Origin of the sequence: Sphingomonas profundi (assembly GCF_009739515.1) — a bacterium.
Taxonomy (GTDB): domain Bacteria; phylum Pseudomonadota; class Alphaproteobacteria; order Sphingomonadales; family Sphingomonadaceae; genus Alterirhizorhabdus; species Alterirhizorhabdus profundi.
Genome location: NZ_CP046535.1, coordinates 2,240,780 through 2,267,538 on the forward strand (window position 1 = coordinate 2,240,780; position 26,759 = coordinate 2,267,538).

Annotated in this window: 27 protein-coding genes and 1 pseudogene; 10 read left to right on the forward strand and 18 right to left on the reverse strand. The window is 69.8% G+C overall.

The features are described 5' to 3' along the window. The first annotated feature begins 110 nt into the window (after positions 1-110). Positions 111-1,247, forward strand: a complete 1,137-nt coding sequence (locus GNT64_RS10600) for a nucleoside hydrolase (RefSeq protein WP_156679501.1) — start codon at positions 111-113, stop codon at positions 1,245-1,247. A 15-nt stretch (positions 1,248-1,262) separates the two neighbouring features. On the opposite strand, the gene GNT64_RS10605 is transcribed toward GNT64_RS10600, so the two are convergent. Next, positions 1,263-1,853 (reverse strand): cysteine hydrolase family protein, encoded by a 591-nt coding sequence (locus GNT64_RS10605; RefSeq protein ID WP_156679502.1) that lies wholly within the window; start codon positions 1,851-1,853, stop codon positions 1,263-1,265. An 80-nt stretch (positions 1,854-1,933) separates the two neighbouring features. On the opposite strand from GNT64_RS10605, the gene GNT64_RS10610 reads away from it, so the two are divergent. After that, a complete protein-coding gene (locus tag GNT64_RS10610; RefSeq protein WP_156679503.1) occupies positions 1,934-2,620 on the forward strand; it encodes an NUDIX hydrolase in 687 nt (228 codons plus the stop codon). A 15-nt stretch (positions 2,621-2,635) separates the two neighbouring features. Then, positions 2,636-3,940 carry a nicotinate phosphoribosyltransferase gene (gene pncB / locus GNT64_RS10615; RefSeq protein WP_156679504.1) on the forward strand — a complete coding sequence of 435 codons (1,305 nt, stop codon included), beginning with the start codon at positions 2,636-2,638 and terminating at the stop codon, positions 3,938-3,940. A gap of 16 nt (positions 3,941-3,956) precedes the next feature. Here the strand turns inward: pncB and GNT64_RS10620 are convergent, their stop codons facing one another. Genes GNT64_RS10620 through GNT64_RS10630 form a run of 3 tightly spaced genes read right to left on the reverse strand, consistent with a single transcriptional unit; the run spans position 3,957 to position 6,341 of the window. Next, positions 3,957-4,733 (reverse strand): SDR family NAD(P)-dependent oxidoreductase, encoded by a 777-nt coding sequence (locus GNT64_RS10620; protein WP_156679505.1) that lies wholly within the window; start codon positions 4,731-4,733, stop codon positions 3,957-3,959. 24 nt (positions 4,734-4,757) lie between these two features. Beyond that, positions 4,758-5,270 carry a nuclear transport factor 2 family protein gene (locus GNT64_RS10625; protein WP_156679506.1) on the reverse strand — a complete coding sequence of 171 codons (513 nt, stop codon included), beginning with the start codon at positions 5,268-5,270 and terminating at the stop codon, positions 4,758-4,760. Positions 5,271-5,306: 36 nt separating this feature from the next. Next, a complete protein-coding gene (locus GNT64_RS10630; protein WP_156679507.1) occupies positions 5,307-6,341 on the reverse strand; it encodes an NADP-dependent oxidoreductase in 1,035 nt (344 codons plus the stop codon). Between the two features lie 145 nt (positions 6,342-6,486). Here GNT64_RS10630 and GNT64_RS21545 point away from each other — a divergent pair, with 145 nt between their 5' ends. Beyond that, entirely contained in the window at positions 6,487-6,867 is a 381-nt protein-coding gene (locus GNT64_RS21545) for a limonene-1,2-epoxide hydrolase family protein (RefSeq protein WP_197277364.1), read from the forward strand. Between the two features lie 200 nt (positions 6,868-7,067). On the opposite strand, the gene GNT64_RS10640 is transcribed toward GNT64_RS21545, so the two are convergent. The 3 genes from GNT64_RS10640 to der form a co-directional block, all read right to left on the reverse strand. Next, a complete protein-coding gene (locus GNT64_RS10640; RefSeq protein ID WP_156679509.1) occupies positions 7,068-7,496 on the reverse strand; it encodes an Hpt domain-containing protein in 429 nt (142 codons plus the stop codon). A gap of 100 nt (positions 7,497-7,596) precedes the next feature. Next, entirely contained in the window at positions 7,597-7,815 is a 219-nt protein-coding gene (locus tag GNT64_RS10645) for a sulfurtransferase TusA family protein (RefSeq protein WP_156679510.1), read from the reverse strand. 5 nt (positions 7,816-7,820) lie between these two features. Continuing rightward, positions 7,821-9,191 carry a ribosome biogenesis GTPase Der gene (gene der, locus GNT64_RS10650; RefSeq protein ID WP_156679511.1) on the reverse strand — a complete coding sequence of 457 codons (1,371 nt, stop codon included), beginning with the start codon at positions 9,189-9,191 and terminating at the stop codon, positions 7,821-7,823. Positions 9,192-9,336: 145 nt separating this feature from the next. Here der and GNT64_RS10655 point away from each other — a divergent pair, with 145 nt between their 5' ends. Continuing rightward, the gene (locus GNT64_RS10655; RefSeq protein WP_231639461.1) at positions 9,337-9,543 is read left to right on the forward strand and encodes a helix-turn-helix domain-containing protein; all 207 of its coding nucleotides are present in this window, start codon (positions 9,337-9,339) and stop codon (positions 9,541-9,543) included. Positions 9,544-9,561: 18 nt separating this feature from the next. Here the strand turns inward: GNT64_RS10655 and GNT64_RS10660 are convergent, their stop codons facing one another. The 5 genes from GNT64_RS10660 to GNT64_RS10680 form a co-directional block, all read right to left on the reverse strand. Further along, entirely contained in the window at positions 9,562-10,884 is a 1,323-nt protein-coding gene (locus tag GNT64_RS10660; protein ID WP_156679512.1) for an outer membrane protein assembly factor BamB family protein, read from the reverse strand. A gap of 4 nt (positions 10,885-10,888) precedes the next feature. Further along, on the reverse strand, positions 10,889-11,605 hold the full coding sequence (locus GNT64_RS10665) for a tetratricopeptide repeat protein (RefSeq protein WP_156679513.1): 717 nt from the start codon (positions 11,603-11,605) through the stop codon (positions 10,889-10,891). A gap of 77 nt (positions 11,606-11,682) precedes the next feature. Then, complete coding sequence (panB, locus tag GNT64_RS10670) at positions 11,683-12,555, reverse strand: 3-methyl-2-oxobutanoate hydroxymethyltransferase (RefSeq protein WP_156679514.1); 873 nt, start codon at positions 12,553-12,555, stop codon at positions 11,683-11,685. A 41-nt stretch (positions 12,556-12,596) separates the two neighbouring features. Beyond that, the gene (locus tag GNT64_RS10675; RefSeq protein WP_231639463.1) at positions 12,597-13,130 is read right to left on the reverse strand and encodes an ankyrin repeat domain-containing protein; all 534 of its coding nucleotides are present in this window, start codon (positions 13,128-13,130) and stop codon (positions 12,597-12,599) included. Positions 13,131-13,199: 69 nt separating this feature from the next. Next, positions 13,200-14,906, reverse strand: a complete 1,707-nt coding sequence (locus GNT64_RS10680) for a catalase (RefSeq protein WP_156679515.1) — start codon at positions 14,904-14,906, stop codon at positions 13,200-13,202. Between the two features lie 905 nt (positions 14,907-15,811). Here GNT64_RS10680 and GNT64_RS22240 point away from each other — a divergent pair. Continuing rightward, positions 15,812-17,134: pseudogene (locus GNT64_RS22240) on the forward strand (alpha/beta hydrolase family protein). A gap of 3 nt (positions 17,135-17,137) precedes the next feature. Here the strand turns inward: GNT64_RS22240 and GNT64_RS10690 are convergent. The 3 genes from GNT64_RS10690 to GNT64_RS10700 are packed head-to-tail and all read right to left on the reverse strand — an operon-like array spanning position 17,138 to position 19,163. Further along, entirely contained in the window at positions 17,138-17,527 is a 390-nt protein-coding gene (locus tag GNT64_RS10690) for a RidA family protein (RefSeq protein WP_156679516.1), read from the reverse strand. A 5-nt stretch (positions 17,528-17,532) separates the two neighbouring features. After that, entirely contained in the window at positions 17,533-18,402 is an 870-nt protein-coding gene (locus GNT64_RS10695) for an LOG family protein (RefSeq protein WP_156679517.1), read from the reverse strand. Positions 18,403-18,443: 41 nt separating this feature from the next. Continuing rightward, the gene (locus GNT64_RS10700) at positions 18,444-19,163 is read right to left on the reverse strand and encodes an extensin family protein (RefSeq protein WP_156679518.1); all 720 of its coding nucleotides are present in this window, start codon (positions 19,161-19,163) and stop codon (positions 18,444-18,446) included. A 254-nt stretch (positions 19,164-19,417) separates the two neighbouring features. Between GNT64_RS10700 and GNT64_RS10705 the strand changes: the two genes are divergently transcribed. The 4 genes from GNT64_RS10705 to GNT64_RS10720 all read left to right on the forward strand — a co-directional run bounded on the left by GNT64_RS10705 (position 19,418) and on the right by GNT64_RS10720 (position 25,078). Then, positions 19,418-20,575 (forward strand): phosphoserine transaminase, encoded by a 1,158-nt coding sequence (locus GNT64_RS10705; RefSeq protein ID WP_156679519.1) that lies wholly within the window; start codon positions 19,418-19,420, stop codon positions 20,573-20,575. 195 nt (positions 20,576-20,770) lie between these two features. Further along, on the forward strand, positions 20,771-22,348 hold the full coding sequence (serA, locus tag GNT64_RS10710) for a phosphoglycerate dehydrogenase (protein WP_156679520.1): 1,578 nt from the start codon (positions 20,771-20,773) through the stop codon (positions 22,346-22,348). A 196-nt stretch (positions 22,349-22,544) separates the two neighbouring features. Further along, complete coding sequence (locus GNT64_RS10715; RefSeq protein WP_156679521.1) at positions 22,545-23,657, forward strand: ATP phosphoribosyltransferase regulatory subunit; 1,113 nt, start codon at positions 22,545-22,547, stop codon at positions 23,655-23,657. Positions 23,658-23,788: 131 nt separating this feature from the next. Further along, complete coding sequence (locus GNT64_RS10720; protein ID WP_156679522.1) at positions 23,789-25,078, forward strand: adenylosuccinate synthase; 1,290 nt, start codon at positions 23,789-23,791, stop codon at positions 25,076-25,078. A gap of 54 nt (positions 25,079-25,132) precedes the next feature. Here the strand turns inward: GNT64_RS10720 and GNT64_RS10725 are convergent, their stop codons facing one another. The 3 genes from GNT64_RS10725 to GNT64_RS10735 all read right to left on the reverse strand — a co-directional run bounded on the left by GNT64_RS10725 (position 25,133) and on the right by GNT64_RS10735 (position 26,717). Then, the gene (locus GNT64_RS10725; RefSeq protein ID WP_156679523.1) at positions 25,133-25,729 is read right to left on the reverse strand and encodes a hypothetical protein; all 597 of its coding nucleotides are present in this window, start codon (positions 25,727-25,729) and stop codon (positions 25,133-25,135) included. Positions 25,730-25,797: 68 nt separating this feature from the next. Further along, on the reverse strand, positions 25,798-26,448 hold the full coding sequence (gene gmk / locus GNT64_RS10730) for a guanylate kinase (protein WP_156679524.1): 651 nt from the start codon (positions 26,446-26,448) through the stop codon (positions 25,798-25,800). Positions 26,449-26,513: 65 nt separating this feature from the next. Beyond that, the gene (locus GNT64_RS10735; protein ID WP_156679525.1) at positions 26,514-26,717 is read right to left on the reverse strand and encodes a hypothetical protein; all 204 of its coding nucleotides are present in this window, start codon (positions 26,715-26,717) and stop codon (positions 26,514-26,516) included. Between the last annotated feature and the right edge of the window lie 42 nt (positions 26,718-26,759).

The following is a 26,759-nucleotide window of genomic DNA, read 5'->3' on the forward strand; positions in this document are numbered from 1 at the left end:
AAGGCGCATCCGGCGCGAACCGGCGGATTCGCGTGCCCACGCTGCAATGCCGCATCGACGCCGGCGGCGGCCGTGCCTAGCATGGCCGCGGGCTGGCAGGGGGAGCAGGGATGACGCGGCGGATTCGAGCACGGACCTTGCGGCTGGCCGGGCGGCTGGCGGCCATGCTGATCGGCGCTCTCGCGGCCGGTGCCGCGATCGCCGCGCCCGCGCCAAAGCGGCTGGTGCTGATCGACGACGACGTGATCGGGCTCAACGGCGTGCCCGCGCTGCTGCTGCAGGCGCCTGACGTGCAGGTGCTCGGCATCACCACCACCAGCGGCTCGGTGTGGCGCGACACGGCCACCGCCTACGCGTTGCGCACGCTGGAGATCATGCGCCGCAGCGACGTGCCGGTGGTGCCCGGCGCCGTGCTGCCGCTGCTCAACAGCCAGGAGGCGACGAAGCGGTGGGAGGGCCTGTACGGCCGCCTGGTCTTCAAGGGGCCGTGGACCGACTATTGGCCGGAAGGCACGCTCCAGTCCCATCCCGGCAAGGCCGCGCCGGAGGAGGTGCCGCCGCTGCCGATCGGCAATCCCGTCACCAGGCCCTCCGGCGAGATCGCCGCCGCCTTCCTCGTCCGCATGGTGCGCGCGCACCCGCACGAGATCACGCTGTTCGCCACCGGCCCGATGACGAACATCGCCATCGCCCAGAGCCTCGATCCGTCCTTCGCGGCCAACGTGAAGGAGCTGGTCTATATGGGCGGCAGCCTGCTGCCGCAGCGCATGCTCTCCAGCCCCTCGGCCGGGCAGTTCGCCCGCGAGTTCGTCAATTCGCCGCGGCGCGAGTTCAACATACGCTGGGATCCGGAGGCGGCCAGGATCATGGCGCACGCGCCGTGGCCGAAGGTGACGATGGTGCCGGTCGATCCCTCCACCGCCACCGAGTGGACCCGCGCCTATCTCGACAGCCTGGGTGACGGCACGCCGCTGACCGCGATGTTCCGCAAGGGGCTGGAGCCGGGCTTTCCGATGTGGGACGAGATCGCCGCGATGGTGTGGCTGATGCCGCAGATCGTCACCGCCAGCGAGACGCTCTACATCGATTTCGAGACGAGCCAGACGGCCGGCTACGGCGACACCCTCTCCTGGACGGCGGCCTACCGGCCCCATGCCGGCGAGCAGGCGCAGACGGTGATCCGCGCGATCGATCGGGAGAAAATGGAGGCGGCGATGCGCGCGCTATACCGCCGTCCGCTGCCCTGATGCCGCCGCACGCGATCACGTGACCCGCACGGGCTTGCCGGCGAAATCCTGGGCCACCACGGCATCGATCTGCCGGGCGATGCCGCGCGTGAGGGCGGCGGGCACCTCCACCGAGAAACCGCGCGAGACCAGACCCTCCACCGCGTAGCGCACGCAGTAATCGGCCGCCACGCCGATCACGATCGCGTGATCGACGCCCTGTTCGCGCAGGCGCGTGAAGAACAGGTCGCGCGGCAACGCCGGGGAAGCCGGGTCGCGCGCATCGCGCACGACCAGATCCTCCTCCTGCCACATGGCGAACACGCCCTTCTCCAGCCGGAACACCGGGATCGCGCGATCGACCGGATCGGCGGGCAGCATGGACTCCCAGCCAGGCGTATCGCGCACGCAGTGGACGGGGAACTCAGCCGCCTCCGCCGATCCGGCATAGATGTCCGGCAGGTGGGTGTCGAAGGTGAACAGCACGCCGGCCGTCTCGTCCGGGTCGAGCGCGCCGAGCCACGCCGCCATCGGCGCGATCAGCGCTTCCGCGCCGGCGACGGAGAGCGCCCCGTCCGCCGCCATGAAGTCCCGCTGCGCGTCCACGACGATGACGATGCTTCGCATTACACCCTCCTGCGTTACGCGGATTGACATAGACGCATATGGCACATAAGTAAAGCGCGTCCTGCATATAAGAGGGTGGAGTGACGACGCATCCCGCAGATCATCCGCGCCCGGCGCTGGCGGTGGACGTGGCGATCGTCGCGGTGATCGCGGGCGCGCTGCAAACCCTGCTCGTCCGCCGTGGGGAGGCGCCGTTCGCCGGCCACTGGTCGCTGCCGGGCGGCTTCGTCCGCATCGACGAGACGATCGAGGCCGCCGCCCTGCGCGTGCTGCGCGACAAGGCGGACGTCACCCGCGTGCATGTCGAGCAGCTCTACACCTTCGGCGCGGTCTCGCGCGATCCGCGCATGCGCGTCGTCAGCGTCGGCCATATCGCGCTGCTGCCGCCGGACAGGTTCGCCGCGATCGCCACCGGCGGCGATGTGGCGCAGGCGCGCGTCGCGCTTCCGGCGTCGGGTTCGGCCGTCGCGCTGTCGCCGGGTGGCGATCCGCTGCCGCTGGCCTTCGATCATGCGGAGATACTGGCCGCGACCGTGCAGCGGCTGGGCGGCAAGCTGGACTGGTCCGACGTCGGCTTCGCGCTGCTGCCGCCCGAATTCACCCTGCGGCAGCTGCAGGACGTGCACGAGGCGCTGGCCGGCCGCTCGCTCAACAAGCCCGCCTTCCGCCGCCGCATGATCGATCGCGGCTGGCTGGAGCCGACCGGCCGGCGCGAGGCGGAGGCCAGCCACCGCCCGGCCGAACTCTATCGCCACCGCCCCACCTGAACGGAGCTTACCCGCATGGCCCTCACCGATATCGCCACGCGCACCTACGATCATGGCTGGCGGCTGGATCCGATCGTGCGCAGCCTGCTCGACACGGATTTCTACAAGCTGCTGATGCTCCAGATGATCCGCCACCTGCATCCCGACACGCAGGTGACGTTCTCGCTCATCAATCGGACGAAGGCGGTGCGGCTGGCCGAGATCGTCGACGAGGGCGAACTGCGCGCGCAGCTCGATCATGCGCGCACGCTGCGCTTCGGCAAGAAGGAGCTGATCTGGCTCGCCGGCAACAGCTTCTACGGGGTCGAGCGGATGTTCTCGCCCGAGTTCATCGCCTGGCTCGCCGATTTCCGCCTGCCGGCCTATGATCTGCGCGTGGTCGACGGCCAGTATGAGCTGCGCTTCGACGGCCCGTGGACGCACACGACGATGTGGGAGATACCGGCCCTCGCCATCATCAACGAGCTGCGGTCCCGCGCGGCGCTGCGCGGCAGCGGCCGCTTCGCGCTGGACGTCACCTACGCTCGCGCCAAGGCGAAACTCTGGGAGAAGGTGGAGCGGCTGCGCGCCCTGCCCGATCTCGTCCTCTCGGACTTCGGCACGCGGCGGCGGCACGGCTTCCTGTGGCAGCGCTGGTGCGTGGAGGCGCTGAAGGAGGGGCTCGGCCGCCGCTTCATCGGCACCTCCAACGTGCTGCTGGCGATGGACAATGATCTGGAGGCGATCGGCACCAACGCGCACGAGCTGCCGATGGTGGCGGCGGCGCTGGCGCCGGACGAGGCCGGCATCGCCGCCGCCCCCTATCGCGTGCTGGAGGACTGGCGCGCCCATTATGGCGGCAACCTGCTGATCGCTTTGCCCGATGCGTTCGGCACCACCTCCTTCCTGGCGCACGCGCCCGCGTGGCTCGCCGAGTGGACCGGCTTCCGCCCGGACAGCGCCCCGCCCATCGCCGGCGGCGAGCAGATCATGCGCTGGTGGCGCGACCATGGCGTCGATCCGCGCACGAAGCTGCTGATCTTCTCGGACGGGATGGACGTCGACACGATCGTGGAGACCTACCGCCACTTCCACGGCCGCGTGCGTATCAGCATCGGCTGGGGCACGAACCTGACCAACGATTTCCGCGGCTGCGACCCGGACGGGCACCCGGGGCTGGAGCCCATATCGCTGGTCTGCAAGGTGACGAGCGCCGACGGCCGCCCGGCGGTGAAGCTCTCCGACAATCCCGCCAAGGCCACCGGCGATCCGGCCGAGGTGGCCCGCTACCTGCGCATCTTCGGCGGCGCGGACCGGGTGGCGGCCGACGTGACGGTGTGAGCGGCGGCGGCCGGCCTCACGTCGCCGCGTGGCCGCCGTCGATGTGCAGCGCGTCGCCATGCGTGTAGCGGGAGGCGGTGGAGGCGAGGAAGACGATCGTGTCGGCCACGTCGTCCGGCAGCACCAGCCGGCCCATCGGATGCCCCTTCAGCATCGCCGCGTGCAGGTCCGCGATCGGCGTGCCGCCGGTCAGCGCGGAGTAGCGCGCGATGATGCCGTCGATCATCTCCGACTCGACGGCGCCGGGATGGACGGAGTTCACCCGCACGGGATAGCCGAGCGCGGCGAACTCGATCGCCGCCGCCCGCGTCAGCATCGCGACCGCCGCCTTGCTGGCGCAGTAGGCGGCGCTGAACGCGGCCGGCTTGTCGGCGGCGCCGGAGGCCACGTTGATCATCGACGCACCGCCGGCGCGGTTCGCGCCCGATTCGCGCATCAGCGGCACCGCCGTCTTCAGCCCCAGGAAGATGCCGGCGACGTTGATGTCCTGCGTGCGCGTCCAGTCCGCCAGCGGCATGTCCTCCAGCCGGTCCATGATCGCGATGCCGGCATTGTTGACCAGGATGTCGAGCCGGCCGTGATCGGCGCGGATGCCGGCGATCAGATCGCGCCACTCGTTCTCGCGCGTCACGTCCAGGGTGCGCCACTCGTCCGCCGTGCCGCCGGTGCGCCCGGCAATATCGGTCGCGATCACGCGCACGCCCTCCCGCCGCAGGGCATCGCAGGTAGCGACGCCGATATTCCCGCTCGCGCCCGTCACCAGCGCGACGGCATTCTCAAGGCCAAGTTGCATGCTTCACTCCAGTAGAAGGCGGCCTCACCCGATGTGCGGGGCGTGGCGGTGGCCGGGGAACAGATCGTCCGCCAGGTTGATCGGCCCGGCATCGGAGGGCGGGCCGTCGTGGCTCTGGAACTGGTTGAGCATGAACAGCAGGCGCGTCATCCGCCACACGCCGCCGCGCCGCTCCATGCCGATCATGTAGCGGCCGTAGATGAAGCTGTCGGTGCGCTGGTCCTCGCCCGCCACGCGAACGTGGGTGATACTGGCGAGCTCGACATCGGCGCCGTCGCCCCGCAGAGCGATGCGCGGCATGCCGAACAGGTGCATGCGGCGCTTATAGCCTTCTTCCAGGCCGATCAGGAACGGCATGAAATCCGCGCGCGATCCGCGGAACATGTCGCCGAAGTCCATCTCGGCATCGTCCCAGAACAGGCTCTCCGCCACCGGCCAGTTCATCCAGTCGACGGCGGAGGCGTAGCGGCCGAGCACGTCGCGTATGTCCGCCTCGTCCACCAGCCGGCGCACGGTGCCGGCATCGATCTCGCTCATCGTCGTCCCCTCTCCGCGCGGTCCGGCCGCGTCCGTTCAGGCCGCCTCGTCCACCAGATCGATCTCCAGCACCGTCTTGCCGATCGTGCGGCCGCTCATCAGGTCGCAGAACAAGGCCGGGGCTTCCGCCAGCCCGACGCGCCTGTTCTCCAGCACCTTGATCTTGCCCTCGCGGATCCAGCCCTCGATCGCGGCCAGCGCCTCCGGGATCTTGTCGGCGAAGGCGGGCAGCAGGAAGCCCTTCATCTCCAGCTGGCGCGCCACCATCTGCCACAAATTGTAGACGGGCGGCGGCGTGTCGGACTGGTTGTAGCCGGCGATCATGCCGCAGGAGACGATGCGGCCGAAATCCTTCATGCACACCAGCATCGCATCCAGGGTCGCGCCGCCGACATTGTCGTAGAAGATGTCCGCGCCTTCCGGGCACGCCGCGCGGATCGCGCCGACCAGATCGTCCGTATCGCGATAGTTGACGACGGCGTCGTAGCCATATTCCTCCATCGCCAGCCGCGCCTTCTCGGCCGAGCCGAGGATGCCGACGACGCGGCAGCCGCGCAGCTTGGCCACCTGCGCGGCGATATGGCCGACGGCGCCCATCGCCGCGCTCATCACCACCGTGTCGCCCACCTTCATGCGGCCGACCTCGTGCAGGCCGATATAGCCGGTCAGGCCGGATCCGCCGAGCGGCCCGACATAATAGGAAAGCGGCATGTCCGCCGCGACCGGCAGCTTCTGCAGCACGATCGTGGCGTCGCTGGCGATCGAATAATCCTCCCACGCCAGCAGCGCGAAGACGATGTCGCCGACCGCGAAGCCCGGATTGTTCGACTGCACGACACGGCCGACCATCGGCGAGCGGATCTTCTCGCCGATGGCGAGCGGCGCGAAATAGTTGGCGTCATTGTCGTCCAGCCAGCCGCGGATCGCCGGCTCCATCGAGATGTAGAGGTTGCGGATCAGCATCTCGCCCTCGCCGGGCACCGGGATGTCCGCCTCGGCCATCGCGAAATTGTCCGGCACCGGGTTCCCGTCCGGCCGGCTCCTCAGCACGACTTGCCTGTTGGTGGCCATCTCGATCCTCTCCGGCGTGTGCGGGCTCAAGCGGCGGAGGCTAGGGGCCGCCCCGCCCCCGGCAACTCCCCAAAAGGACAAGCGCGCGGCTTTTGACAGTCGCGGCGGCTTGCGCCAGCCTCGCCGGGAAGAAGCGGGGGGCGGGATGACCAACAAGGAAGTCGTGCAGGCGTTCATCGATGCCTGGAACCGGGTCGACTGGGATGCCGTCTCGGCGCTGATGACCGAGGACGTCGCCTATCAGAACATGCCGTGGGCGCCGGTGGCGGGGCGCGACGCGGTGATGGCCAACCTCGCCGGCTTCGACGTGCAGGCGTCGGACTGGATCACCCACAATATCGTCGCCGATGGCGATCTGGTGATGACGGAGCGGACCGATCGCGTGCAGATGCGCGGCATCTGGAAATCGCTGCGGGCGATGGGCGTGTTCCGCCTGCGCGACGGGCGGATCAGCGAGTGGCGCGATTATTTCGATCCGGCCGAACTCACCGCGGACATCGCGCCGCCCGAGCGCGGCGTGCTTTAGCCGTATCGACCTTCAGCTTTTTTGCATGTCCGCTCATCCTGAGGAGGGGCTGAGCGGAGGCGAAGACCCGTCTCGAAGGATCCTTCGAGACGCCATTTCGGCAGGCTCAATGGCTCCTCAGGATGAGCGGTTTGCACAAACGCAAACCAAACCGGCTTCTTCCGCAAAATTTCGATATGCTCTAGGCGATTACGCCGAGGTCAGGCCCGGCTGAGGCTCTGCGCCGGCATCTTGCGGCCGAAGGCGGGGCGGCGATCGACCAGCGGGTTGGTCTCGCGATCGAACATCGCCAGGGTCTGCTCGAACAGCGGACGCAGGCGGACCACCACCTCGATCAGCTCGCTGGGGGACTGGCGCGTCTCGATGCAGCGGCGCGCCACCTGCTCGATCTGCTCGGCCAGCGCGCCCAGCGGTTCCGCGCCGAACTGCAGCGCCTCCCCCTTCAGCGTGTGCGCCGGGATCACCAGCGCGGTCGCGTCCAGCTTGCGCATCGCCTGCTCGATCGCCGCGACCGACTTGGTCCCGTCCTCGCGGAAGTAGCTCAGGATGCGGACGAAGCCGGCCCCGAGCTCCGCGCGCGCCTGCGAGAAGGTTCGCCAGTCGACGATCGCTGTATCTGTCTGTGACACCGGCCCTGCTTCCTCGAAACGATCCGTTCGGGGATCCCCTGACCGTGGCTTGCCGGAACTGAGTAAATATCAGGTTTACACCCGCCGGCGGAATGCTCCGTTATGGGACGATCCTCACCGTCACGTCGAACGTGTCCGGCGCCGGCGTGGCGACCGTCCAGCCGCGCTCGGCCGCCATGGCCGCCACCTCCGCCGCCGCCGCCGGATCGTCGGCGATCAGCCGCACGCCGGCACCTGCGGCCAGGCCGCGCATCGCCCTAGCCAGCCGCAGCGCCGGCCACGGACAGCGCAGCCCGCGCGCATCGACGATCGCGGCCACCGCGCTCAGTCGAACGGGTTCTTCGGCGCGCGCAGGGTGAGGCGCACCGGCACCGCCCCGAAGCCGAGATCGCGGCGGATACCGTTCACCAGATAGCGGCGGTAGCTTTCCGGCAGCTGATCCACCCGCGTGCCGAACAGGATGAAGCCGGGCGGCCGCGTCTTGGCCTGGGTGAGATAGCGCAGCTTGATCCGCTTGCCGCCGGGCGCCGGCGGCGGGTTGGCCTCGATCGCCTTCTCGAACCAGCGGTTCAGCTGGCCGGTCGAGACCCGCTTGGACCAGGCGTCGCGCGTCTCGAACGCGGCGGCGAGCAGCTGGTCCACGCCGCGCCCGGTGGCGGCGGAGACGGTGAGCAGGGGCAGGCCCTTCACCTGCGCCAGCCCCTCGTCCAAGGCGGCGCGCACGCCCTGGAACAGGCTCGGCGGATGCTCGGCCACGTCCCACTTGTTCAGCGCGATCAGCAGCGCGCGGCCCTCCTGCAGCACCTTGTCGGCGATGCGCAGGTCCTGCGCCTCCAGCCCCAGGGTGGCGTCCAGCAGCAGCACCACCACCTCGGCGAAGTCCACCGCGTGCAGCGCATCGGCAACGGAGAGCTTCTCCAGCTTGTCCTGCACCTTGGCCTTCTTGCGCAGCCCGGCGGTGTCGATCAGCCGCACCGGCCGGATCTCGCCGTCGGGCGCGTGCCAGTCCCAGTCGATCGCGATCGAATCGCGGGTGATGCCCGCCTCCGGCCCGGTGATCATCCGCTCCTCGCCCAGGATGCGGTTCACGAGGGTGGACTTGCCCGCGTTCGGCCGGCCGACGATCGCCAGCTTCAGCGGGCCGCCCTCCTCCGGCTCCTCCTCGGCGGGTTCGGCATCGTCATGCTCGATAAAGGGGCGCAGCGATTCGAACAGGTCGACCAGCCCCTCGCCATGCTCGGCGCTGAACGGCACCGGATCGCCAAAGCCCAGCCCGAACGCCTCCAGCACGCCGCCCTCGCCCGCCTTGCCCTCGGCCTTGTTGGCCAGCAGCACCACCGGCGTCTCGCCGTCGCGCAGCCAGCGGGCGATCTCCTCGTCCAGCGGCAGGATTCCGGCGCGCGCGTCGATCATGAACAGGGCCACGTCGGCGGTGCTGACGGCGGCCTGGGTCTGCTGGCGCATCCGGCCGGGCAGCGTATCGGGATCCTCATCCTCGAAGCCGGCGGTGTCGACGATGCGGAAGTCCAGGCCGAGCAGCTGCGCATCGCCCTCGCGGCGATCGCGCGTCACGCCCGGGCGATCGTCCACCAGCGCCAGGCGCTTGCCGACGAGGCGGTTGAACAGGGTCGACTTGCCGACGTTCGGGCGGCCGACGATGGCGACGGTGCGGTGGCGGGACGAAGGATGGGACATGGCGCCGCTCTAGTCGCTGGAGCGCATCCGCGCGAGTCGCTTGGCCGCCGCCGGCCGATCGCACCGATTTCGAGCAGGATCGTCGACCGCCCGGCCGGGAAGGCGGTTATCGGACGGAGCTGTAGCTTTATCCCGGAGAAACCGAATGCAGCTTGCCTCGATGCACCGCGAAGACGTGAAGGCCGCCCTGCGCAAGAGCTTCGGCTCCATCTTCGCCTTCGAGCGGGCGCACGATCTGCCGCGCAAGTCGGTCAGCGATGTGCTGCGCGGCCGGCCCAACCAGCGCGTCACCTCGGCGATCCAGCAGGCGCTCGATCGGCCGGCGCCAGGCAATCAGCGGCTCACGCGCTGATCGGCGGCGGCCGGTCCGTCAGCGCCAGGCGGTCAGATGGCCCTCATTGTCCAGCAGGAACAATGTCTGGCTCGCCACCACGGGGGAGAGGAACACCGGCGCGCCGGCCTTGCCGGTGGAGAGCAGCTTGCCATCCGCCGTCGCGACGTTGGCGAGCTGCCCCTCGGAACTGGCGAGGATCAGGCGGTCGCCGGCCAGCACCGGCCCGGTCCAGCTGATCGTGCCCTTCTTCGGCTTGTCGTCGCGATAGCGTCGCAGCTGCGACATCCAGCGCACCTTGCCGGTGGTGCGGGCGATGCAGAGCAGCTTCGCCTCGTCCGTCACCACGAACAACCAGTCGCCGGCCACCCAGGGGGTGGAGATGCCGGCGACGTTCAGCTCCCACAGGCGCTGGCCGGTCGTCAGCTCCAGCGCCACCATGCGGCCGCCCTGGCCCACGGCGTAGACCCGGCCGGCATCGATCACCGGATCGGCGTCGATGTCGGAGAGGCTGGCGACGGCGGTGGAGATGCTGGTGCGGGAGAGCGCATCCTGCCACACGCTGCGGCCATTCTCGTAGCGGTAGGCGTTGAGCTCGCCGGAGGAGAAGCCGGCCACCACCGTGCCCTGCGCGGCGGCGGGCGCGGCCACGCCGAACACGCCGGCCAGCTCCAGCGTGCCCGCCTCGTTCCACAGCGTGCTGCCGTCGCTGGCCTTCAGGGCGAACAGCTGATTGTCCTGGCTGACGACGTAGAGCGTGTCGTTGGCGATCGTCGGCGCCCCGCGCAGCGGCCCGCCCGGCCGCTTCTTCCACAGGATGCTGCCGCTGGTCGCATCCAGCGCCGCCACGTCGCCGACGCCGTTGGTGGCGTAGAGCCGGCCATTGTCGAAGCTGACGCCGCCGCCGAAGCGGGACGACTTGCTCTTGTCGTCGGCCCCGGTGGCGGTGGCCCACGCCTCCTTGCCGTCCGCCACGCGGAAGGCGTGGACGACGGCGTTCACGTCGATCACGTACACCGTGTCGCCGGAGACGACCGGGGAGGCGGCCAGCCGCTCCTTGGCGGTGCTGCCGGCGATCCGCACGGACCAGGCGGGCTTCAGCTCCAGCCCGATCGCCAGGCTGCCCATCGATTTGGCGGCGTTGCCGCCGGGCTGCGTCCAGTCGCCGTTGATCGATCCGGCCGGCAGGTCCACCGGCGTGTCGGCCAGCGAGGGATCCACCTCGGCGCCGGTCTCGGCGTTCAGCACCGGCATCCGCTCGCCCAGCACCGGCGTCTTGGGCTTCTTCTCGCCGCCGCCGCCGAAGATGCTGCAACCGCTGAGCGACGCCAGGAGCGCCAGCCCGATCACGAAACGCTTCATCCGCTTATTCCCCAGCCGACCGGATCGCGCCGGCCGCCGCCGGCTGCGCCACCGCATCCACCCCCAGCAGCCCCGCCAGCCGCATCGCCCGCGTGCGGATCGTCTCCGGCACGTCCTTGTCCTTGGCCATCGCGGCGAACAGCGGGCCGGCCAGCTCGTTCTTGCCCATCTTCTGATAGGCGAGGCCGACGAGCTCGCCGGCGCTGCCGAACCACGGATTGCCGGAAACCGCCAGCGGCCGCAGCCGCGCGATCACGGTGGCGGGCGGCAGGCTGTCATACTCCACCGCCGTCTGCCGGATCAGCGCCAGATCGCGGAACGGTTTGGCCAGCCCGGCGTCGCCGGCGATCGCGGCATATTGCGCGGCGGCCGTCTTGTCGTCGCCCTTGTCCAGCGCCAGCGCGGCGGTGGTGAGCCGGGCGGTGGCGCGATACCCGTCGATCCCGCTGGTCGAGAGCTGCGCCAGCACCGGCTCCGCCGCCGGCCGCTTGTTGTCGCTGATGTCGCGCAGGGCGCCGCTCAGGCGCTCACCGGCGAGACCCGCCTGCTCGGCCTGGCGATGCTGCCAATAGAGGTAGCCGGCGAAGGCGACGAGCCCGACGACCACCGCAGCCGCCACCAGGCGGCCATAACGCCGCCAGAAACTGCCGAGCTGCTCGCGCCGCAGCTCCTCGTCCACTTCGCGGAAGAACGTCTCTTCATTCTGGGGCGTGAGGGCCACGCATGATCTCCACAGGCATCGGGGCGCGACCGCGCATCGCCCCCCTTAGACGCAGGCCGACCTGAACGAAAGCTGGTTCAGCCCTTCGCCCGGTAGGTTTGATCCGCCGTGGGAAACGTGCGCGCGCGCACGTCGGCGGCGTAGCGGCCGGCCGTCTCGGCGATGCGCTGGCCGAGCTCGTCATATTTCTTCACGAAGCGCGGCACCCGATCGAACATGCCGAGCATGTCGTCCACCACCAGCACCTGCCCGTCGCACTCGGCCGAGGCGCCGATGCCGATCGTCGGGCAGGCCACCGCCGCGGTGATGGCGGTGGCGATCGGCTCCAGCACGCCCTCGATCACCATGGCGAAGCAGCCGGCCTCCGCCACCGCCGTCGCATCCGCCATGATCTTGCCCGCCTCCGCCTCGCTGCGGCCGCGCGCGCCATAGCCGCCCAGCGCGTTCACCGCCTGCGGGGTGAGGCCGACATGCGCCATCACCGGGATGCCGCGCGCCGACAGGAAGGCGATCGTCGCCGCCATCGCCTGCCCGCCCTCCAGCTTCACGGCGGCGGCGCCCGTCTCCTTCAGCAGCCGCGCGGCGCTGAGGAACGCCTGCTCGGGCGAGGCCTCGTAGCTGCCGAACGGCATGTCGATCACGACCAGGCTGTGCCAGCTGCCGCGCGTGACGGCGGCGCCGTGGGCCGCCATCATCTCCATGCTGACGGGCACGGTGGAAGGCAGGCCGTAGATCACCTGGCCCAGCGAATCGCCCACCAGCAGGATGTCGCAGTGCGGATCGAGCAGCTGCGCCATGCGCACGGTGTAGGCGGTCAGCATCACCAGCGGCTCGGCCGTGACGCCGTTCTGCTTGCGGGCGCGGATCGCCGGCACCGTCATCCGCTTCATCGGTGCGGGCGTGGGGTTGGCGCGGCTGGTGGCGGTGTCGATGGTGTAGGTGGTGGACATCCGGCCGGTGTAACCGATCCCGGCCGGCGCGGGGAAGGATCTTAGCGACCCAGTTGCCGCACCGCCGCGTCATTCCCCTGCCCAGCCGCCACCGATGCCGCCGTGTTGCCGGCGCGATCGACCGCGCCCGCATCAGCGCCGGCGGCCTTCAGCATCTCGATCTGCCGGGTGCGGCCGAACAGGGCGGCCATCATCAGCGCCGTCTGCCCGGCCTTGTTGCGCGCGTTCACGTCGCACCCGGCGCGCAGCAGCCGCGCGGCGATCGGGTCATAGCCCTTGAAGGCGACGCCCATCTGCGCGGTGTTGCCCTGATCGCGATCCGGCAGGCACGGATCGGCCTTGGCGGCGATCAGCGCCTCCACGGTATCGAGGTGATCGTTATAGGCGGCGAGGATCAGGGCGGTGAAGCCGCGCGGATCGCGGGCGTCCACATCCACCCCGCTCGCCGCCAGCGGCGCGATCAGATCGGTGCGGCCCAGCCGCGCGGCCTCGAACAGCAGTTGCTGCCGGCGCGCGGGCGGCGGCAGAGCGGGCGCGGCGGCCGCCGTGGCCGCCGCGATCATCAGTGCGAGCATGTCGGGCTCTCCCACGAATGGCCCGGCGCGCGAGGGGAAGCGCGCCGGGCCGGTGCGACCCTTGGCGGGTCAGTTGGCCGAGGCGACCTGCTGCTGCGGGTTCGCGGCCTTATACTCGTCGATGGCCTTGTTCACCTCGGCCATCGGCACGTTCACCGCCTTGGCCAGCCGCGTGCCGAAATCCCGGTCCGCCTGCGTGAAGTAGCTGACCATGATCGTCTTGGTCCGCGCGGAGGTGACGACGTTCAGGTCGCCGGCCAGGTTCTTGACGAGGTCCGCCTTGTCCTGCGGCTTCAGTGCCCGGTAGAAGGCGCCGGCCTGCGCGAAGTTGTCGGTCTTCGCGATCGGCTTGGCATCCACCAGCCCCGACACCTCGTAGGTCGACTGGCGATACTGGTCCGCCGTGGCCTTCGCCGCCGTGGCCGCCGGGAAGTAGTTGACGTCGCTCTTGCGCTCCGCCTGATCGAGCTGGCCGAACTGGTTGTTGTTCGTCACCGCCACCAGCGGCCGGTTGACCGGCAGCTGCTGCACGTTGGCGCCGACGCGATAACGCTGGGTATCGGCATAGGAGAACAGCCGCCCCTGCAGCATGCGATCCGGCGACGCCTCGATCCCGGGCACCATGTTCGAAGGGGCGAAGGCCGACTGCTCGGTATATTCGAAGAAGCTGTCGGGCACCTTGTTCAGCGTCATCTCGCCGATCTTGCGGAACGGCACGCCCAGCCACTCCTTGGTGTCGTCGAACGGATTATAGTCGAGCTTGGCGAACTCGGCCGGGGTCATGGTCTGCACCATCAGGTCCCAGGTCGGATAGTTGCCGCGCCCGATCTCCTGGTAGAGATCGTCGGTCAGATAGTTCCACGTGGCCGTCGCCACCTGCGCGCCGTTCAGGTTGCGAATGCCCTGGCGGCTGATCCAGCGGAACTTGGCGAAGATCGTCTCGCCCTTGGCGTTCACCAGCTTGAAGGCGTGGACGCCGTTGCCGTCCATGGTGCGGTACGAGGCCGGCGTGCCGAGGTTCGAATAGACGTGCGTCAGCATGTTGGTCGATTCGGGCGTGGCCGAGAAGAAGTCGAAGAAGCGGTTGGGATCCTGCTTGTTGGTGATAGGCGACGGCTTCAGCGAGTGGATCATGTCCGGAAACTGGATCGCGTCGCGGATGAAGAAGATCGGCAGGTTGTTGCCGACGAGATCCCAATTGCCCTGATCGGTATAGAATTTCGTCGCGAAGCCGCGCGGATCGCGCATGCCTTCCGGGCTACCGGACGGGTGGATCACGGTGGAAAAGCGGACGAACACCGGCGTCTTCTTGCCGGCCACGAACAGCGACGCCTTGGTGATGTCGCCCATATCGGCCGTGGCGGTGAACACGCCGCCGGCGCCCGTGCCGCGCGCGTGGACCACACGCTCCGGCACCCGCTCGCGATCGAAGCGGGCGAGCTTCTCGATCAGCTGGCTGTCTTCCAGCAGCACGGGGCCAGTGTCGCCGGTCGTCTTGGAATGGCGGTTCTCGCCGATCGGCGCGCCGTTGTCGCGCGTCATCTGCGCCGTGGCGGTGCTGCCGGCATCGCCCTTGGCGTCCACCGTGCCCGCCACGCCGGCCTGGGCGAGCGGCGGCTTGCCGGCGGAGACGGGCGCCGGCGCCGTGGTCATGCGGGTCTCGGCCTGGGTCGAGGCCGGATCGGCCGTCTGCGCCGAGGCGGCGACGCCGAGCACCCCGCCCGCCAGCAGTGCCGCCAGCGAAACGCCGCGCCGAAAAATGGTTCCGTAAGACATGATCGTCCTCCTCTGCCTCGCGCGCCGACCGGCGCGTGCGGGTCGACGCCCGCTGGTGAACGCCCTTCTCGCGCAAAAGGAGGGGCACGGGAAACGAGGTTCCTGCGTCACTCTGAACGACGGAAGCGATCAGCCGGCGCCGCGGCGCAGGATGGAGGGCGGTACGCGCATCAACAACAGGTAGTCTACATCAGCGTCCCGCAGGGCTTTTCGCCAGCCACGATCCATGCCAGCAAGCCACCATCAGGGGACAGGGGGGATCGATGCGGAAACGGGGACGCGGGCATCGGCTGCTGATCGCGGCGATCGCGACGGCAAGCGGCGCGAGTGCCGAGATCCCGCTGGACAAGGCCGCGGCGTTGTTCGGCGCGCGACCCTCGGTAGAACAGATCAGCCTCTCGCCAGATGGCGACAAGGTGGCGATCATCGCGCCCACTACCGGCCCCGGCAACGCCGTGCTGGTCGCCCCGATCCAGGGCGAAGCCAAGCCGATCGCCACCAGCAGCGGCGTGCCGATGAAGCTGACGAGCTGCGGCTGGTCGGCGTCCGATCGCCTCGTCTGCCGTCAGCGCGGCGACCTGGAGGGCATATCGTTCAGCCGCATGTTCGGAATGGATAGCGACGGCAAACGCCAGCTGCCGCTGGCGCGGCGCTCCTCTGGAGACACCACGCGCATCTCGCAACATGACGGCCGCGTCATCGACTGGATGGCAGGGAAGGACGGCAGCGTGCTGATGGAGCGCGATTTCGTGCCGGAAATCACAACTGGATCGCACATCAGGAGCGACCGTGGCGGCCTGGGCGTCGAACTCGTCAATACGCGGACGCTGCAGACAGCGCGGGTGGAGCAGCCGCGCACCAATGCCGCAGGCTATATCGCCGATGGCCGCGGCGACGTGCGCATCATGTGGATCAACCAGAACAACGCCGCCGGAATGCTCACCGGGACGACCGACTATTTCTACCGCGACCCCGACGGCAAAGGTCAGTGGCGCAAGCTGACCAGCGACGACGTGAGCCGCACCGGCTGGCAGCCGATCGCGGTGGATGCCGGGCTGAATGTCGCCTACGCACTTCACCGGCTAAACGGCCGCCTGGCGCTCTACCGCATGAGCCTCGACGGCAAGGCGACGACGGCACTGGTCTATGCCAATCCGCAGGTCGATGTGGACGATGTGATCCAGGTTGGTCGATCCGCCCGCGTGATCGGCGCCAGCTATGTCACCGATCGACGCCAGACGATCTTCTTCGACGATGCCTACGCAAAGCTTTCCCGATCGCTCGCCAAGGCAGTGCCCGGCCTGCCGCTCATCAGCTTCGTCGGTGCCAGCGCGGACGAGAACAGGCTGCTGCTGCGCGCGGGCAGTGATGTGAATCCGGGCGGCTACTACGTGCTGGATCGCGCAGCCAGGGCGATGAACCCGATCCTGCTGGAGCGCCCCGGCCTGGAAGGAGAGACGCTGGCGCCGGTTCGCGCCGTCAGCTTTCCCGCCGGAGACGGCACGATGGTGCCGGCCTACCTCACTCTCCCCGTGGGTGCGACGGCCAAGGGTCTGCCGGCGATCGTGATGCCGCACGGCGGCCCGGCCGCGCGGGACGAGTGGGGCTTCGACTGGCTTGCCCAGTTCTTCGCCGCCCGCGGCTATGCCGTGCTCCAGCCGAACTTTCGCGGCTCGACGGGCTACGGCGATCAGTGGTTCGTCGACAACGGCTTCCGCTCCTGGAAGGTGGCGATCGGCGACGTGACCGATGCCGGCCGTTGGCTGGTGCGCGAGGGCACTGCCGATCCTGCCCGGTTGGCGATAGTCGGCTGATCCTATGGCGGCTATGCGGCGCTGCAATCGGGCGCCGTCGACCCCGGCCTGTTCAAGGCGATCGTCGCCATCGCGCCGGTCACGGACCTCGCGATGCTGAAGCGCGAGGCGGAGGGGTTCACCAATGCTCGTATAATGCAAACCTATATCGGCACGGGCCCGCATATCGCCGAAGGCTCGCCGTTGCGCCGCGCGGAGGAGATCAAGGCGCCGGTGCTGATGTTCCACGGAGAGAAGGACACCAACGTCGGCGTGGCCGAGAGCCGGGCGATGGACAAGGCATTGAAGGCGGCCGGCGCCCGCAGCGAGCTCGTGACGTACAGGACGCTCGATCACCAACTGGACGACAGCGCCGTACGCGCCGACATGCTCAGGCGATCGGACCTGTTCCTGCGCGCGGCGTTGAAGATGTAGCGATCAGCCGGCGCCGCGGCGCAGGGCCGTCACCTCGATTTCCACCTTCATCTCGGGTTTGACCAGGCCGGCGATCAGCGCCGTCGCGGCCGGGCGGATCTCGCCGAAGGCCTCGCCCAGCACCGGGCCGACCTCGTCCCAGCAGGCGGCGTCGGTGAAATAATAGGTGGCGCGCACCACGTCGGCGAGGGCGAAGCCGGCCTCGTCCAGCGCGGCGGCGATCACCTTCAGCGCGTTGCGCGCCTGATCGGCCGCCTGCTCCGGCATGATCCGCGTCTCCGGATCATAGCCCGTGGTGCCGGCGACGAAGCACCAGTCGCCCTGCACCACCGCGCGGGAATAGCCGACCTGCCGTTCGAAGGGGGAGCCGCTGGAGATCAGGCGTCTTGTCATGGGCATCATCCGGCCTTGGGCAGCTGCCAATAGTCGCGGACATGGTCCCACGCCTCCTCGGCCGTCTCCACGAACTGGATCAGCGACAGGTCGTTCGGCGAGACGACGCCCTCCGCCACCAGTTCGTCGAAATCGACCACCCGCTGCCAGAAGTCGCGGCCGAACAGCAGGATCGGCAGGGCGGCCATCTTGCCGGTCTGCACCAGGGTCAGCAGCTCGAACATCTCGTCGAACGTGCCGAAGCCGCCGGGGAACACCGCCACCGCCCGCGCCCGCAGCAGGAAGTGCATCTTGCGCAGCGCGAAATAGTGGAACTGGAACGACAAAGACGGGGTGACATAGGGGTTCGGCGCCTGCTCGTGGCTGAGCGTGATGTTCAGGCCGATCGATTCGGCGCCGACATCGGCCGCGCCGCGATTGGCCGCCTCCATGATCGAGGGGCCGCCGCCGGAGCAGACGACGAACTGGCGCCAGCCCTCCTCATCCACCGGCGTGCCGCTGGCCAGGGCGGCCAGGGCGCGGGCCTCGTCATAGTAGCGGGCCTTGGCGCGCAGCCGCTCGGCGATCCCGCGCTGCGTATCGGTGACGGCTGCGTCCACCATCATGTCCGCCCGTTCCGGCGCGGGGATGCGGGCGGAGCCGTAGAAGACGAAGGTGGAGCGGATGCGCGCCTCGTTCAGCAGCACCTCCGGCTTCATCAGCTCCAGCTGGAAGCGCACCGGGCGCAGATCCTCGCGCAGCAGGAAGTCCATGTCCTGAAAGGCCAGCGCATAGGCCGGGTCCACCGTCTGCGGGCTCGGCGCCACGGCGCGGGCGCTGGCGGCATCGGCCTTGGCGGGCGGGAAGACGCGCTGGGGAACATCTGGGTCGGTCATGCGGGCTCGATCGGTTTCGCGGGAGAATCAGGCGGGGCGCCTTAGCGGCAATATGAGCCCCGGCCCATGTCGAAATGCAGGTGATCGCGATGCAGGGCGTTCGCATCCGGCCCCAGCACCACCGAGAAGCGACGGCACGCCGCCTTGTGCACGGCGCGCAGGAAGTTGCGGGCATTCTCGTCCGGCCCGTTCCAGTCGCCCAGCACGGTGATCCGCCGGCCGCTCGCCAGCACGAAGGCGGAGATGTCCACGGCGTTGGACGTCCCGTGCTCCGACAGGCGATTGCCCGCCTGGTTGTTCACCGGGCGGCAGGCATAGGTGCCGAAGCTCTCGATCTTCACCACCCGCGAATCCAGCCAGGCGCTGGCGGCGGTCTGCAGCGCCTCGTTGGTCCACGCGACGAAGCGTTCGGCCAGGCGGCAGCGCATCGCGCCCAGATTGGTCGTTGGGATGCCGATCCTGACGAGCTTCACCGTGCCGATCGCCGAGCAGCCGCCGCCCATCACCCGATCCGGCAGCGCCTGATAGCTGGCGCCCTGCCGGCCGAGATCGGCATAGCATTGCCGCAACGCCCGCGGATCCTCGGCGCCGCCGGCCGACACCGGCGGCGAGGGTGCGGCGCGGCGCGCGGGCGGGCGACGATCGGCCACCGGCACGCACGCGGCGAGCAGGAACAGCAGCGCGCCCGCCCAGCGCGACGCCTGCCGCCCCGCGCCCTCGGCAGGCTGGCGCCGGCCGGCATCCATGCCCCTGCCGGCCATCACCCGCCGCGCCGGCGCAGGCCGGCATCGATCCCTGCCCCGGTTCGGGCGGCGGCTGGAGGGAGCGTTCGCACGCCCCGTCTATCGGGCGACCGGCGGCGATGGACAAGAGCGGGGCGTCGCACGCCCGGCCCGCCGCGCCGCATGGCGACGCCCAGCTCCGACATTCGCGTTGACACCCCGCCCGGCCCGTCTATGAGCGCCGGCGGGCCACGCCGCCCCAACGCGGCGCGCGCTCTCTGTGAGGAGAGACCATGACTGATTTTCCCCGCCCCGGCGTCAAGCCGGCTCGTCCGCATTTCTCGTCCGGCCCCTGCGCCAAGCCGCCCGGATGGGGGCCGGAGCATCTCGCCCTCGGCTCGCTCGGCCGCTCGCACCGCTCCAAGCTCGGCAAGAGCCGGCTGACCTACGCGATCGATCTCACCCGCCAGATCCTGCGCGTGCCGGATACGCACCGCATCGGCATCGTCCCCGGTTCCGACACCGGCGCGTTCGAGATGGCGATGTGGACGATGCTGGGCGCCCGCCCCGTCACCATGGCCGCGTGGGAGAGCTTCGGCGAAGGCTGGGTGACGGACGCGCTGAAGCAGCTGAAGCTGGAGCCGACGGTGGTGAAGGCGCCCTATGGCGCGCTGCCCGATCTCGCCGCGATCGATCCGTCGCACGACGTGTGCTTCACCTGGAACGGCACCACCAGCGGCGTGCGCGTGCCGAACGGGGACTGGATCGCCGACGATCGCGCCGGCCTGACCTTCGCCGATGCCACGTCCGGCGCCTTCGCGCAGGATCTGCCGTGGCCTAAGCTGGATGTCGCCACCTTCTCCTGGCAGAAGGCGCTGGGCGGCGAGGGCGGCCACGGCGTGCTGATCCTCGGCCCGCGCGCAGTGGAGCGGCTTGAAAGCTATGTGCCGGATCGGCCGCTGCCCAAGGTCTTCCGGCTCACCTCCAAGGGCAAGCTGATCGAGGGCATCTTCAAGGGCGAGACGATCAACACGCCCTCGATGCTGGCGGTCGAGGACTATATCTGGACCCTGGAGTGGGCGCGCGGCGTGGGCGGCCTCTCCGGCATGATCGCGCGGGCGGACGCCAATGCCGCGGCGCTGGACGAGTTCGTCCAGCGGACGCCGTGGCTCGATCATCTCGCCAGCGATCCCGCCTCCCGCTCGAACACCAGCGTCTGCCTCAAGTTCGCCGACGCGGCGGTCGCCGGCATGGACGACGAGGCGCAGAACGCGCTCGTGAAGAAGATGACCGCGCTGCTGGAAGGCGAGGACGCCGCCTACGACGTTGGCGGCTATCGCGATGCCCCGCCTGGCCTGCGCATCTGGTGCGGCGCGACCGTAGAGGCGGCCGACATCGAGGCGCTTGGCCCCTGGCTCGAATGGGCCTGGCACTCCGCCCGCGGCCAGTAGGCTGTCGCCTCGCCCTCGCCTGCTTCTCACAGACCTCCAGACATCTCCTTGATCGTCATGCTGAACGTGGTTCGGCATCCATGCGCGACACCCGCGACCGGACGGTTCGCCGCCACGTCGCGCATGGATCCTGAGACATGGTCAGAACGACGGACGAGTGCGCTGGCTGGCAGATGACGCCAAGGATCAAGACCCATGCCCAAAGTCCTCATTTCCGACAAGATGGACCCCCGCGCCGCCCAGATCTTCCGCGAACGCGGCGTGGAGGTGGACGAGATCACCGGCAAGACCCGGGACGAGCTGATCGCGATGATCGGCGACTATGACGGCCTCGCCATCCGATCCGCCACCAAGGTGACGAAGGAGGTGCTCGCCGCCGCGACCAACCTGAAGGTGGTCGGCCGCGCCGGCATCGGCGTCGACAATGTCGACATCCCCGCCGCCTCGGCCAAGGGCGTGGTGGTGATGAACACGCCGTTCGGCAATTCGATCACCACCGCCGAGCATGCGATCGCGCTGATGTTCGCCCTCGCCCGCGACCTGCCGGAGGCGGACCGCTCCACCCAGGCCGGCAAGTGGGAGAAGAACCGCTTCATGGGCGTGGAGGTCACGTCCAAGACGCTGGGCCTGATCGGCGCGGGCAATATCGGCTCGATCGTCGCCGATCGCGCGCTGGGGCTGAAGATGAAGGTGGTCGCCTACGATCCCTTCCTCACCCCCGAGCGTGCCGTGGAGATGGGCGTGGAGAAGGTGACGCTGGACGAGCTGCTGGCCCGCGCCGACTTCATCACCCTGCACACGCCGCTGACGGACAGCACCCGCAACATCCTCTCGGCCGAGAATATCGCCAAGGCGAAGAAGGGCGTGCGCATCGTCAACTGCGCGCGCGGCGGCCTGATCGACGAGGCGGCGCTGAAGGCGGCGCTGGACAGCGGCCACGTCGCCGGCGCCGCGCTCGACGTGTTCGTCGAGGAGCCGGCCAAGCAGAGCCCGCTGTTCGGCACGCCGAACTTCATCTCCACGCCGCACCTGGGCGCCTCCACCAACGAGGCGCAGGTGAACGTGGCGATCCAGGTGGCCGAGCAGATGGCCGACTATCTGATGTCCGGAGGCGTCACCAACGCGCTCAACGTGCCGTCGCTCTCGGCCGAGGAGGCGCCGAAGCTGAAGCCGTACATGGCGCTGGCCGAGCGGCTGGGCGCGCTGGTCGGCCAGCTGGAGGGCGACAACATCAAGGCCGTCGCGATCGAGGTGGAGGGTGCTGCCGCCGAGCTGAACCAGAAGCCGATCACCGGCGCCGTCCTCTCCGGCCTGATGGGCGTCTATTCGGATACGGTGAACATGGTCAACGCGCCCTTCCTCGCTCGCGAGCGCGGGCTGGACGTGCGCGAGGTGCGGCACGATCGCGAGGGCGACTATCACACCCTCGTCCGCGTATCGGTGACGACGCCGGCGGGCGAGAAGTCGGTCGCGGGCACGCTGTTCGCCAATTCGGAGCCGCGCCTCGTCGAGATCTTCGGCGTGAAGGTGGAGGCGGATCTCGCCGGCCGCATGCTGTACGTGGTGAACGAGGATGCGCCGGGCTTCATCGGCCGCCTGGGCACCAGCCTGGGCGCCGCGGACGTGAACATCGGCACCTTCCACCTCGGCCGCCGCGCCGCGGGCGGCGAGGCGGTGCTGCTGCTCTCGATCGACACGCCGGTTGAGGAGCCGCTGGTGTGGCAGATCTGCCAGCTGCCGGGCGTGCGGAGCGTGAAGGCGCTGAAGTTCTGACGGCTTGGTCCGCCGCGTCGCTTTAGGCTGGCATGGCGGGCCAACCGCGCTAGAGCGCTGCGGCACCGTTCCGCTCATCCTGAGGAGGGCTGAGCGAAGGCGAAGACCCGTCTCGAAGAATCTTTCGAGATGCTGCTTCGACTTCGCTCGATGGCTCTTCGGGAAGAGCGGCCCGCCCAAGACCGAGTTATCGACCATGACCATGTCCGCCCTCCTCCCCGTCGGTCTGCGCGATCGGTTGCCGCCGCAGGCGGAGGCGGCGTCGCGGCTGCTGCATCGCGTGATCGTGGCGATCGGGCGGCACGGCTATGATCGCGTCGCCCCGCCGCTCGCGGAGTTCGAGGAGGGGCTGGTCGGCCGGCTGAAATCGGCCCGCGCGCAGGATCTGCTGCGCTTCGTCGATCCCGTCTCGCAGCGCACGCTGGCGCTGCGGCCGGACATCACCGCGCAGATCGGCCGCATCGCCGCCACCCGCATGCGCCACCGCGCGCGGCCGCTGCGGCTGGCCTATGGCGGGCCGGTGCTGAAGCTGCGCGCCACCCAGCTGCGGCCGGAGCGCGAGCTGATCCAGGCCGGCGCCGAGCTGATCGGCAGCGACACCGTGGCCGCCGCGATCGAACTGCTGGACGTTGCGATCGAGGCGCTGGAGACGGCGGGCGTGCGCGGCATCACGATCGATCTCACCCTGCCCGATCTGGTCGAGACGATGGCCGCCGGGCCGCTGCCGCTGCCGGCCGGCCGCATCGATGCGGTGCGCGCCACGCTGGACGCCAAGGATGCCGGCGGTCTCGCCGCGCTCGGCGCGGACGCCTACCTGCCGTTCATCGCCGCCGCCGGTCCGCTGGATCGCGCGATGGCCGGCCTGCGCGCCGTGCCGGGCGCCGCCGCCCTCTCCTCCCGGCTGGACGGCATCGCCGCGATCGCCGACGCCTTCCGCGATCGCGTGGCGCTGACGCTGGACCCGACCGAGCGCCACGGCTTCGAATATCAGAGCTGGATCGGCTTCTCGCTGTTCGGCGACGGTCTCTCCGGCGAGGTGGGGCGCGGCGGCAGCTACACCGTCGTCCACGCCGATGGCATGGAGGAGGCGGCGATCGGCTTCTCCCTGTTCATCGATCCGCTGGTGGATGCCGGACTGGGGCAGGAGCCGCGCCGCCGCATCTTCCTGCCGCCCGGCACCGCCCCCGCCGCCGCCGCCCGCCTGCGCGCGGACGGCTGGACGACGGTGGCGGCGCTGGCCGATGGCGACGACGCCGCCGCGCTCGGCTGTACGCACCGGCTGGTTGGCGGGGCGCCGGAACCGATCTAGGGCATCCCAAACTCCCTTGTGTCGAGCGAAGTCGAGACACGCCTTCGAGCGCAGCCGAGAAGACGGCCTCGGCGACGCTCGGCCGGCCCCTCGTCTTCGCTCGGGACAAGGATCTGCTGCAAGGAACCATCATGGCCAACGTCACCGTCATCGGCGCCCAGTGGGGCGATGAAGGCAAGGGCAAGATCGTCGACTGGCTGGCCGAGCGGGCCGACGTCGTCGTGCGCTTCCAGGGCGGGCACAATGCCGGGCACACGCTGGTGGTGGGCGGCACGACCTACAAGCTCAGCCTGCTGCCCTCCGGCATCGTGCGCGGCACCCTCTCGGTGATCGGCAACGGCGTCGTGCTCGACCCGTGGCACTTCCGCGACGAGGTGGCGAAGCTCGCCGCGCAGGGCGTGACGATTACGCCCGATAACCTGCACATCGCCGAGACGTGCCCGCTGATCCTGCCGTTCCACCGCGATCTGGACGGACTGCGCGAGGATGCGAGCGGCGCCGGCAAGATCGGCACCACCCGCCGCGGCATCGGCCCGGCCTATGAGGACAAGGTGGGGCGGCGGGCGATCCGCGTGTGCGATCTCGCCCATCTCGACGATCTCGCGCCGCAGCTCGATCGGCTCTGCGCCCACCACGACGCCCTGCGCGCCGGCTTCGGCGAGGCGCCGATCGATCGCGACGAGATCGTGGCGGGCCTGCGCGAGATCGCGGACTTCATCCTGCCTTATGCCAGGCCGGTGTGGCTCACCCTGAACGAGGCGCGGCGGCGCGGCGACCGCATCCTGTTCGAAGGCGCGCAGGGCGTGCTGCTCGACGTCGATCACGGCACCTATCCGTTCGTCACCTCGTCCAACACGATCGCCGGCACCGCCGCCGGCGGCTCGGGCCTCGGCCCATCGGCGGCCGGCTTCGTGCTCGGCATCGTCAAGGCCTACACCACGCGCGTCGGCTCCGGCCCCTTCCCCACCGAGCTGGAGGACGCGATCGGCCAGCGGCTGGGCGAGCGGGGGCACGAGTTCGGCACCGTCACCGGGCGCAAGCGGCGCTGCGGCTGGTTCGATGCGGTGCTGGTGCGCCAGTCCGCCGCCGTCTCCGGCATCACCGGCATCGCGCTGACTAAGCTGGACGTGCTGGACGGCTTCGACGAACTGAGGATCTGCACCGGCTACACGGTGGACGGCCGCCCGTTCGACTATCTGCCGCCGCACCCGCAGGACCAGGCCCGCGCCGTGCCGGTGTACGAGACGATCGAGGGCTGGAGCGAGTCCACCGCCGGCGCGCGCAGCTGGGCCGACCTGCCGGCGCAGGCGATCAAGTATATCCGCCGGGTGGAGGAGCTGATCCGCTGCCCGGTCGCGCTCGTCTCCACCAGCCCGGAGCGCGACGACACCATCCTGGTGCGCGACCCCTTCGCCGACTGAGCGGGCGTTCCGCCTGACGGAAGCGCCGCTCCGCCTCTGCGGTAACGCAGCCGCCTAGTGCCGCGTCCCCGTCGTCACCTCGGCCACCGCCGCGTTCGGCAGGAACCAGCGGGCGATCACCAGGCCGGCGGCGGAGAAGCCGGCGGCGCCGGCGATGAAGCTGTAGATCCAGTAACCCCAGCCATGATGGTTGAAGATCGGGTTGGAGAGCGAGAGGTACAGGGTGATCGCCAGCGACAGCAGCACGATCACGCGCGCCCGCTCGCCGAAGGTACGCGGGCCGGCGAAGCTGAGGCCGATGGCGAGGATCAGGCCGGTGATGAGCGCCAGGATCAGCCCGGAGACGATCGCGCCCGGATCGGCGATGGGAAAGCCCGATATGTTGAAGTGGATCGTCGCCACCGGCCCCTGGCCGAACAGCACGGTGCCCCGGTCCGTAGCCGGCCACGGGATCATGTAGGTGCCGGTGCCGCTCCGCGTCAGCCCCTGCGCCAGCGCCGCCTGCAGCTGCGCGTTGGTGGCATCGTCCACGCTGGAATAAGCGAGCGCGCTCAGCGGCGTCGCCCAGAACAGGAAGCCGACGACGAACAGGGTCAGCCCGCCGACCAGTCCGCCCACGATCGTCTTCGCACCCGCCAGCCTGCCGCCCATGATCGCCCCTCCTGCGCCCGGTCCTTGACGTTCGACCGGGCGGAGGGTGCGCCCGCCGGCGGCGCGGGTCAGTTGGCCGGCGCGCCGCTCGCCATCAGCTTGCGGGTGAAGCCGATCAGGCCGATCTGGCGGCTGCGCTTCAGCCGCTCCGCCGTCAGGATCGCGCGCACCTCCGCGATGCACGCCTGCACGTCGTCGTTGATCAGGACATAGTCGTAGCCGTCCCAGTGGCTGATCTCGCTGGCGGCGCGGCTCATGCGGGCGGCGACCACCTCCGCGCTGTCGGTGCCGCGCGACGACAGGCGCCGGCCGAGCTCCTCGACCGAGGGCGGCAGGATGAACACCCGCACGGTGTCCCCGCCCAGCTGCTGGTGAAGCTGCTGCGCGCCCTGCCAGTCGATGTCGAACAGCACGTCGCGGCCCTCGTCCAGCATACGCTCGACGGGCGCGCGCGGCGTGCCGTAGCGATTGCCCAGCACGTGCGCCCACTCCAGGAAGGCGCCCTCCTCGCGCATCTCGCGGAAGCGATCGAGACTGACGAAGTGGTAGTGCACGCCGTCCACCTCATCGCCGCGAATCGGGCGCGTGGTGGCGGAGATCGACATTTCCAGCGTCGGATCGCCCTCAAGCAGCATCCGCGCGATGGTCGACTTGCCCGCGCCGGAGGGCGAGGAGAGGACGAACAGCAGGCCGCGGCGGGGGAGGGCTTTGTGGGGCATGGGCTATTGGCCCCTGTGCCCCCTGCGCGTCAACGTCCCGTGACGGCAGCCGCCGATCCGTCGGTTCAGACGACGCGGCGGCGCGCCGCGCGACGCCGATCCAGCACCTTCTTGGCGACATAGCCGCCGGCCAGCGCCAGCCCCAGCGGCCCGGTGCGCCGCAGCGCGCCCGCCGCCGCCGCGCCCAGCAGCGCGCCCTTCGCGCCGCCGCTGCCGTCCCGCCGATCGATCTCGCGGCCGAGAAGTGCGCCGATCACCTTGCCGATCATGGGATATCCTTTCGCCGATAGTCGCAGGCAGGAGCGCGGCAG

Bases quoted from the DNA above. Each gene is read 5' to 3' on its own strand.
- serA (WP_156679520.1), top strand. From the start codon at position 20,771: ATGCCCAAAGTCCTCATTTCCGACAAGATGGACCCCCGCGCCGCCCAG.
- pncB (WP_156679504.1), top strand. From the start codon at position 2,636: ATGGCCCTCACCGATATCGCCACGCGCACCTACGATCATGGCTGGCGG.
- GNT64_RS10630 (WP_156679507.1), bottom strand. From the start codon at position 6,341: ATGGCCACCAACAGGCAAGTCGTGCTGAGGAGCCGGCCGGACGGGAAC.
- GNT64_RS21545 (WP_197277364.1), top strand. From the start codon at position 6,487: ATGACCAACAAGGAAGTCGTGCAGGCGTTCATCGATGCCTGGAACCGG.
- GNT64_RS10725 (WP_156679523.1), bottom strand. From the start codon at position 25,729: ATGGGCGGCAGGCTGGCGGGTGCGAAGACGATCGTGGGCGGACTGGTC.
- GNT64_RS10660 (WP_156679512.1), bottom strand. From the start codon at position 10,884: ATGAAGCGTTTCGTGATCGGGCTGGCGCTCCTGGCGTCGCTCAGCGGT.
- GNT64_RS10655 (WP_231639461.1), top strand. From the start codon at position 9,337: ATGCAGCTTGCCTCGATGCACCGCGAAGACGTGAAGGCCGCCCTGCGC.
- GNT64_RS10720 (WP_156679522.1), top strand. From the start codon at position 23,789: ATGGCCAACGTCACCGTCATCGGCGCCCAGTGGGGCGATGAAGGCAAG.
- GNT64_RS10625 (WP_156679506.1), bottom strand. From the start codon at position 5,270: ATGAGCGAGATCGATGCCGGCACCGTGCGCCGGCTGGTGGACGAGGCG.
- gmk (WP_156679524.1), bottom strand. From the start codon at position 26,448: ATGCCCCACAAAGCCCTCCCCCGCCGCGGCCTGCTGTTCGTCCTCTCC.
- GNT64_RS10705 (WP_156679519.1), top strand. From the start codon at position 19,418: ATGACTGATTTTCCCCGCCCCGGCGTCAAGCCGGCTCGTCCGCATTTC.
- der (WP_156679511.1), bottom strand. From the start codon at position 9,191: ATGTCCCATCCTTCGTCCCGCCACCGCACCGTCGCCATCGTCGGCCGC.
- GNT64_RS10675 (WP_231639463.1), bottom strand. From the start codon at position 13,130: ATGCTCGCACTGATGATCGCGGCGGCCACGGCGGCCGCCGCGCCCGCT.
- GNT64_RS10690 (WP_156679516.1), bottom strand. From the start codon at position 17,527: ATGACAAGACGCCTGATCTCCAGCGGCTCCCCCTTCGAACGGCAGGTC.
- GNT64_RS10700 (WP_156679518.1), bottom strand. From the start codon at position 19,163: ATGGCCGGCAGGGGCATGGATGCCGGCCGGCGCCAGCCTGCCGAGGGC.
- panB (WP_156679514.1), bottom strand. From the start codon at position 12,555: ATGTCCACCACCTACACCATCGACACCGCCACCAGCCGCGCCAACCCC.
- GNT64_RS10680 (WP_156679515.1), bottom strand. From the start codon at position 14,906: ATGTCTTACGGAACCATTTTTCGGCGCGGCGTTTCGCTGGCGGCACTG.
- GNT64_RS10620 (WP_156679505.1), bottom strand. From the start codon at position 4,733: ATGCAACTTGGCCTTGAGAATGCCGTCGCGCTGGTGACGGGCGCGAGC.
- GNT64_RS10715 (WP_156679521.1), top strand. From the start codon at position 22,545: ATGACCATGTCCGCCCTCCTCCCCGTCGGTCTGCGCGATCGGTTGCCG.
- GNT64_RS10735 (WP_156679525.1), bottom strand. From the start codon at position 26,717: ATGATCGGCAAGGTGATCGGCGCACTTCTCGGCCGCGAGATCGATCGG.
- GNT64_RS10600 (WP_156679501.1), top strand. From the start codon at position 111: ATGACGCGGCGGATTCGAGCACGGACCTTGCGGCTGGCCGGGCGGCTG.
- GNT64_RS10605 (WP_156679502.1), bottom strand. From the start codon at position 1,853: ATGCGAAGCATCGTCATCGTCGTGGACGCGCAGCGGGACTTCATGGCG.
- GNT64_RS10695 (WP_156679517.1), bottom strand. From the start codon at position 18,402: ATGACCGACCCAGATGTTCCCCAGCGCGTCTTCCCGCCCGCCAAGGCC.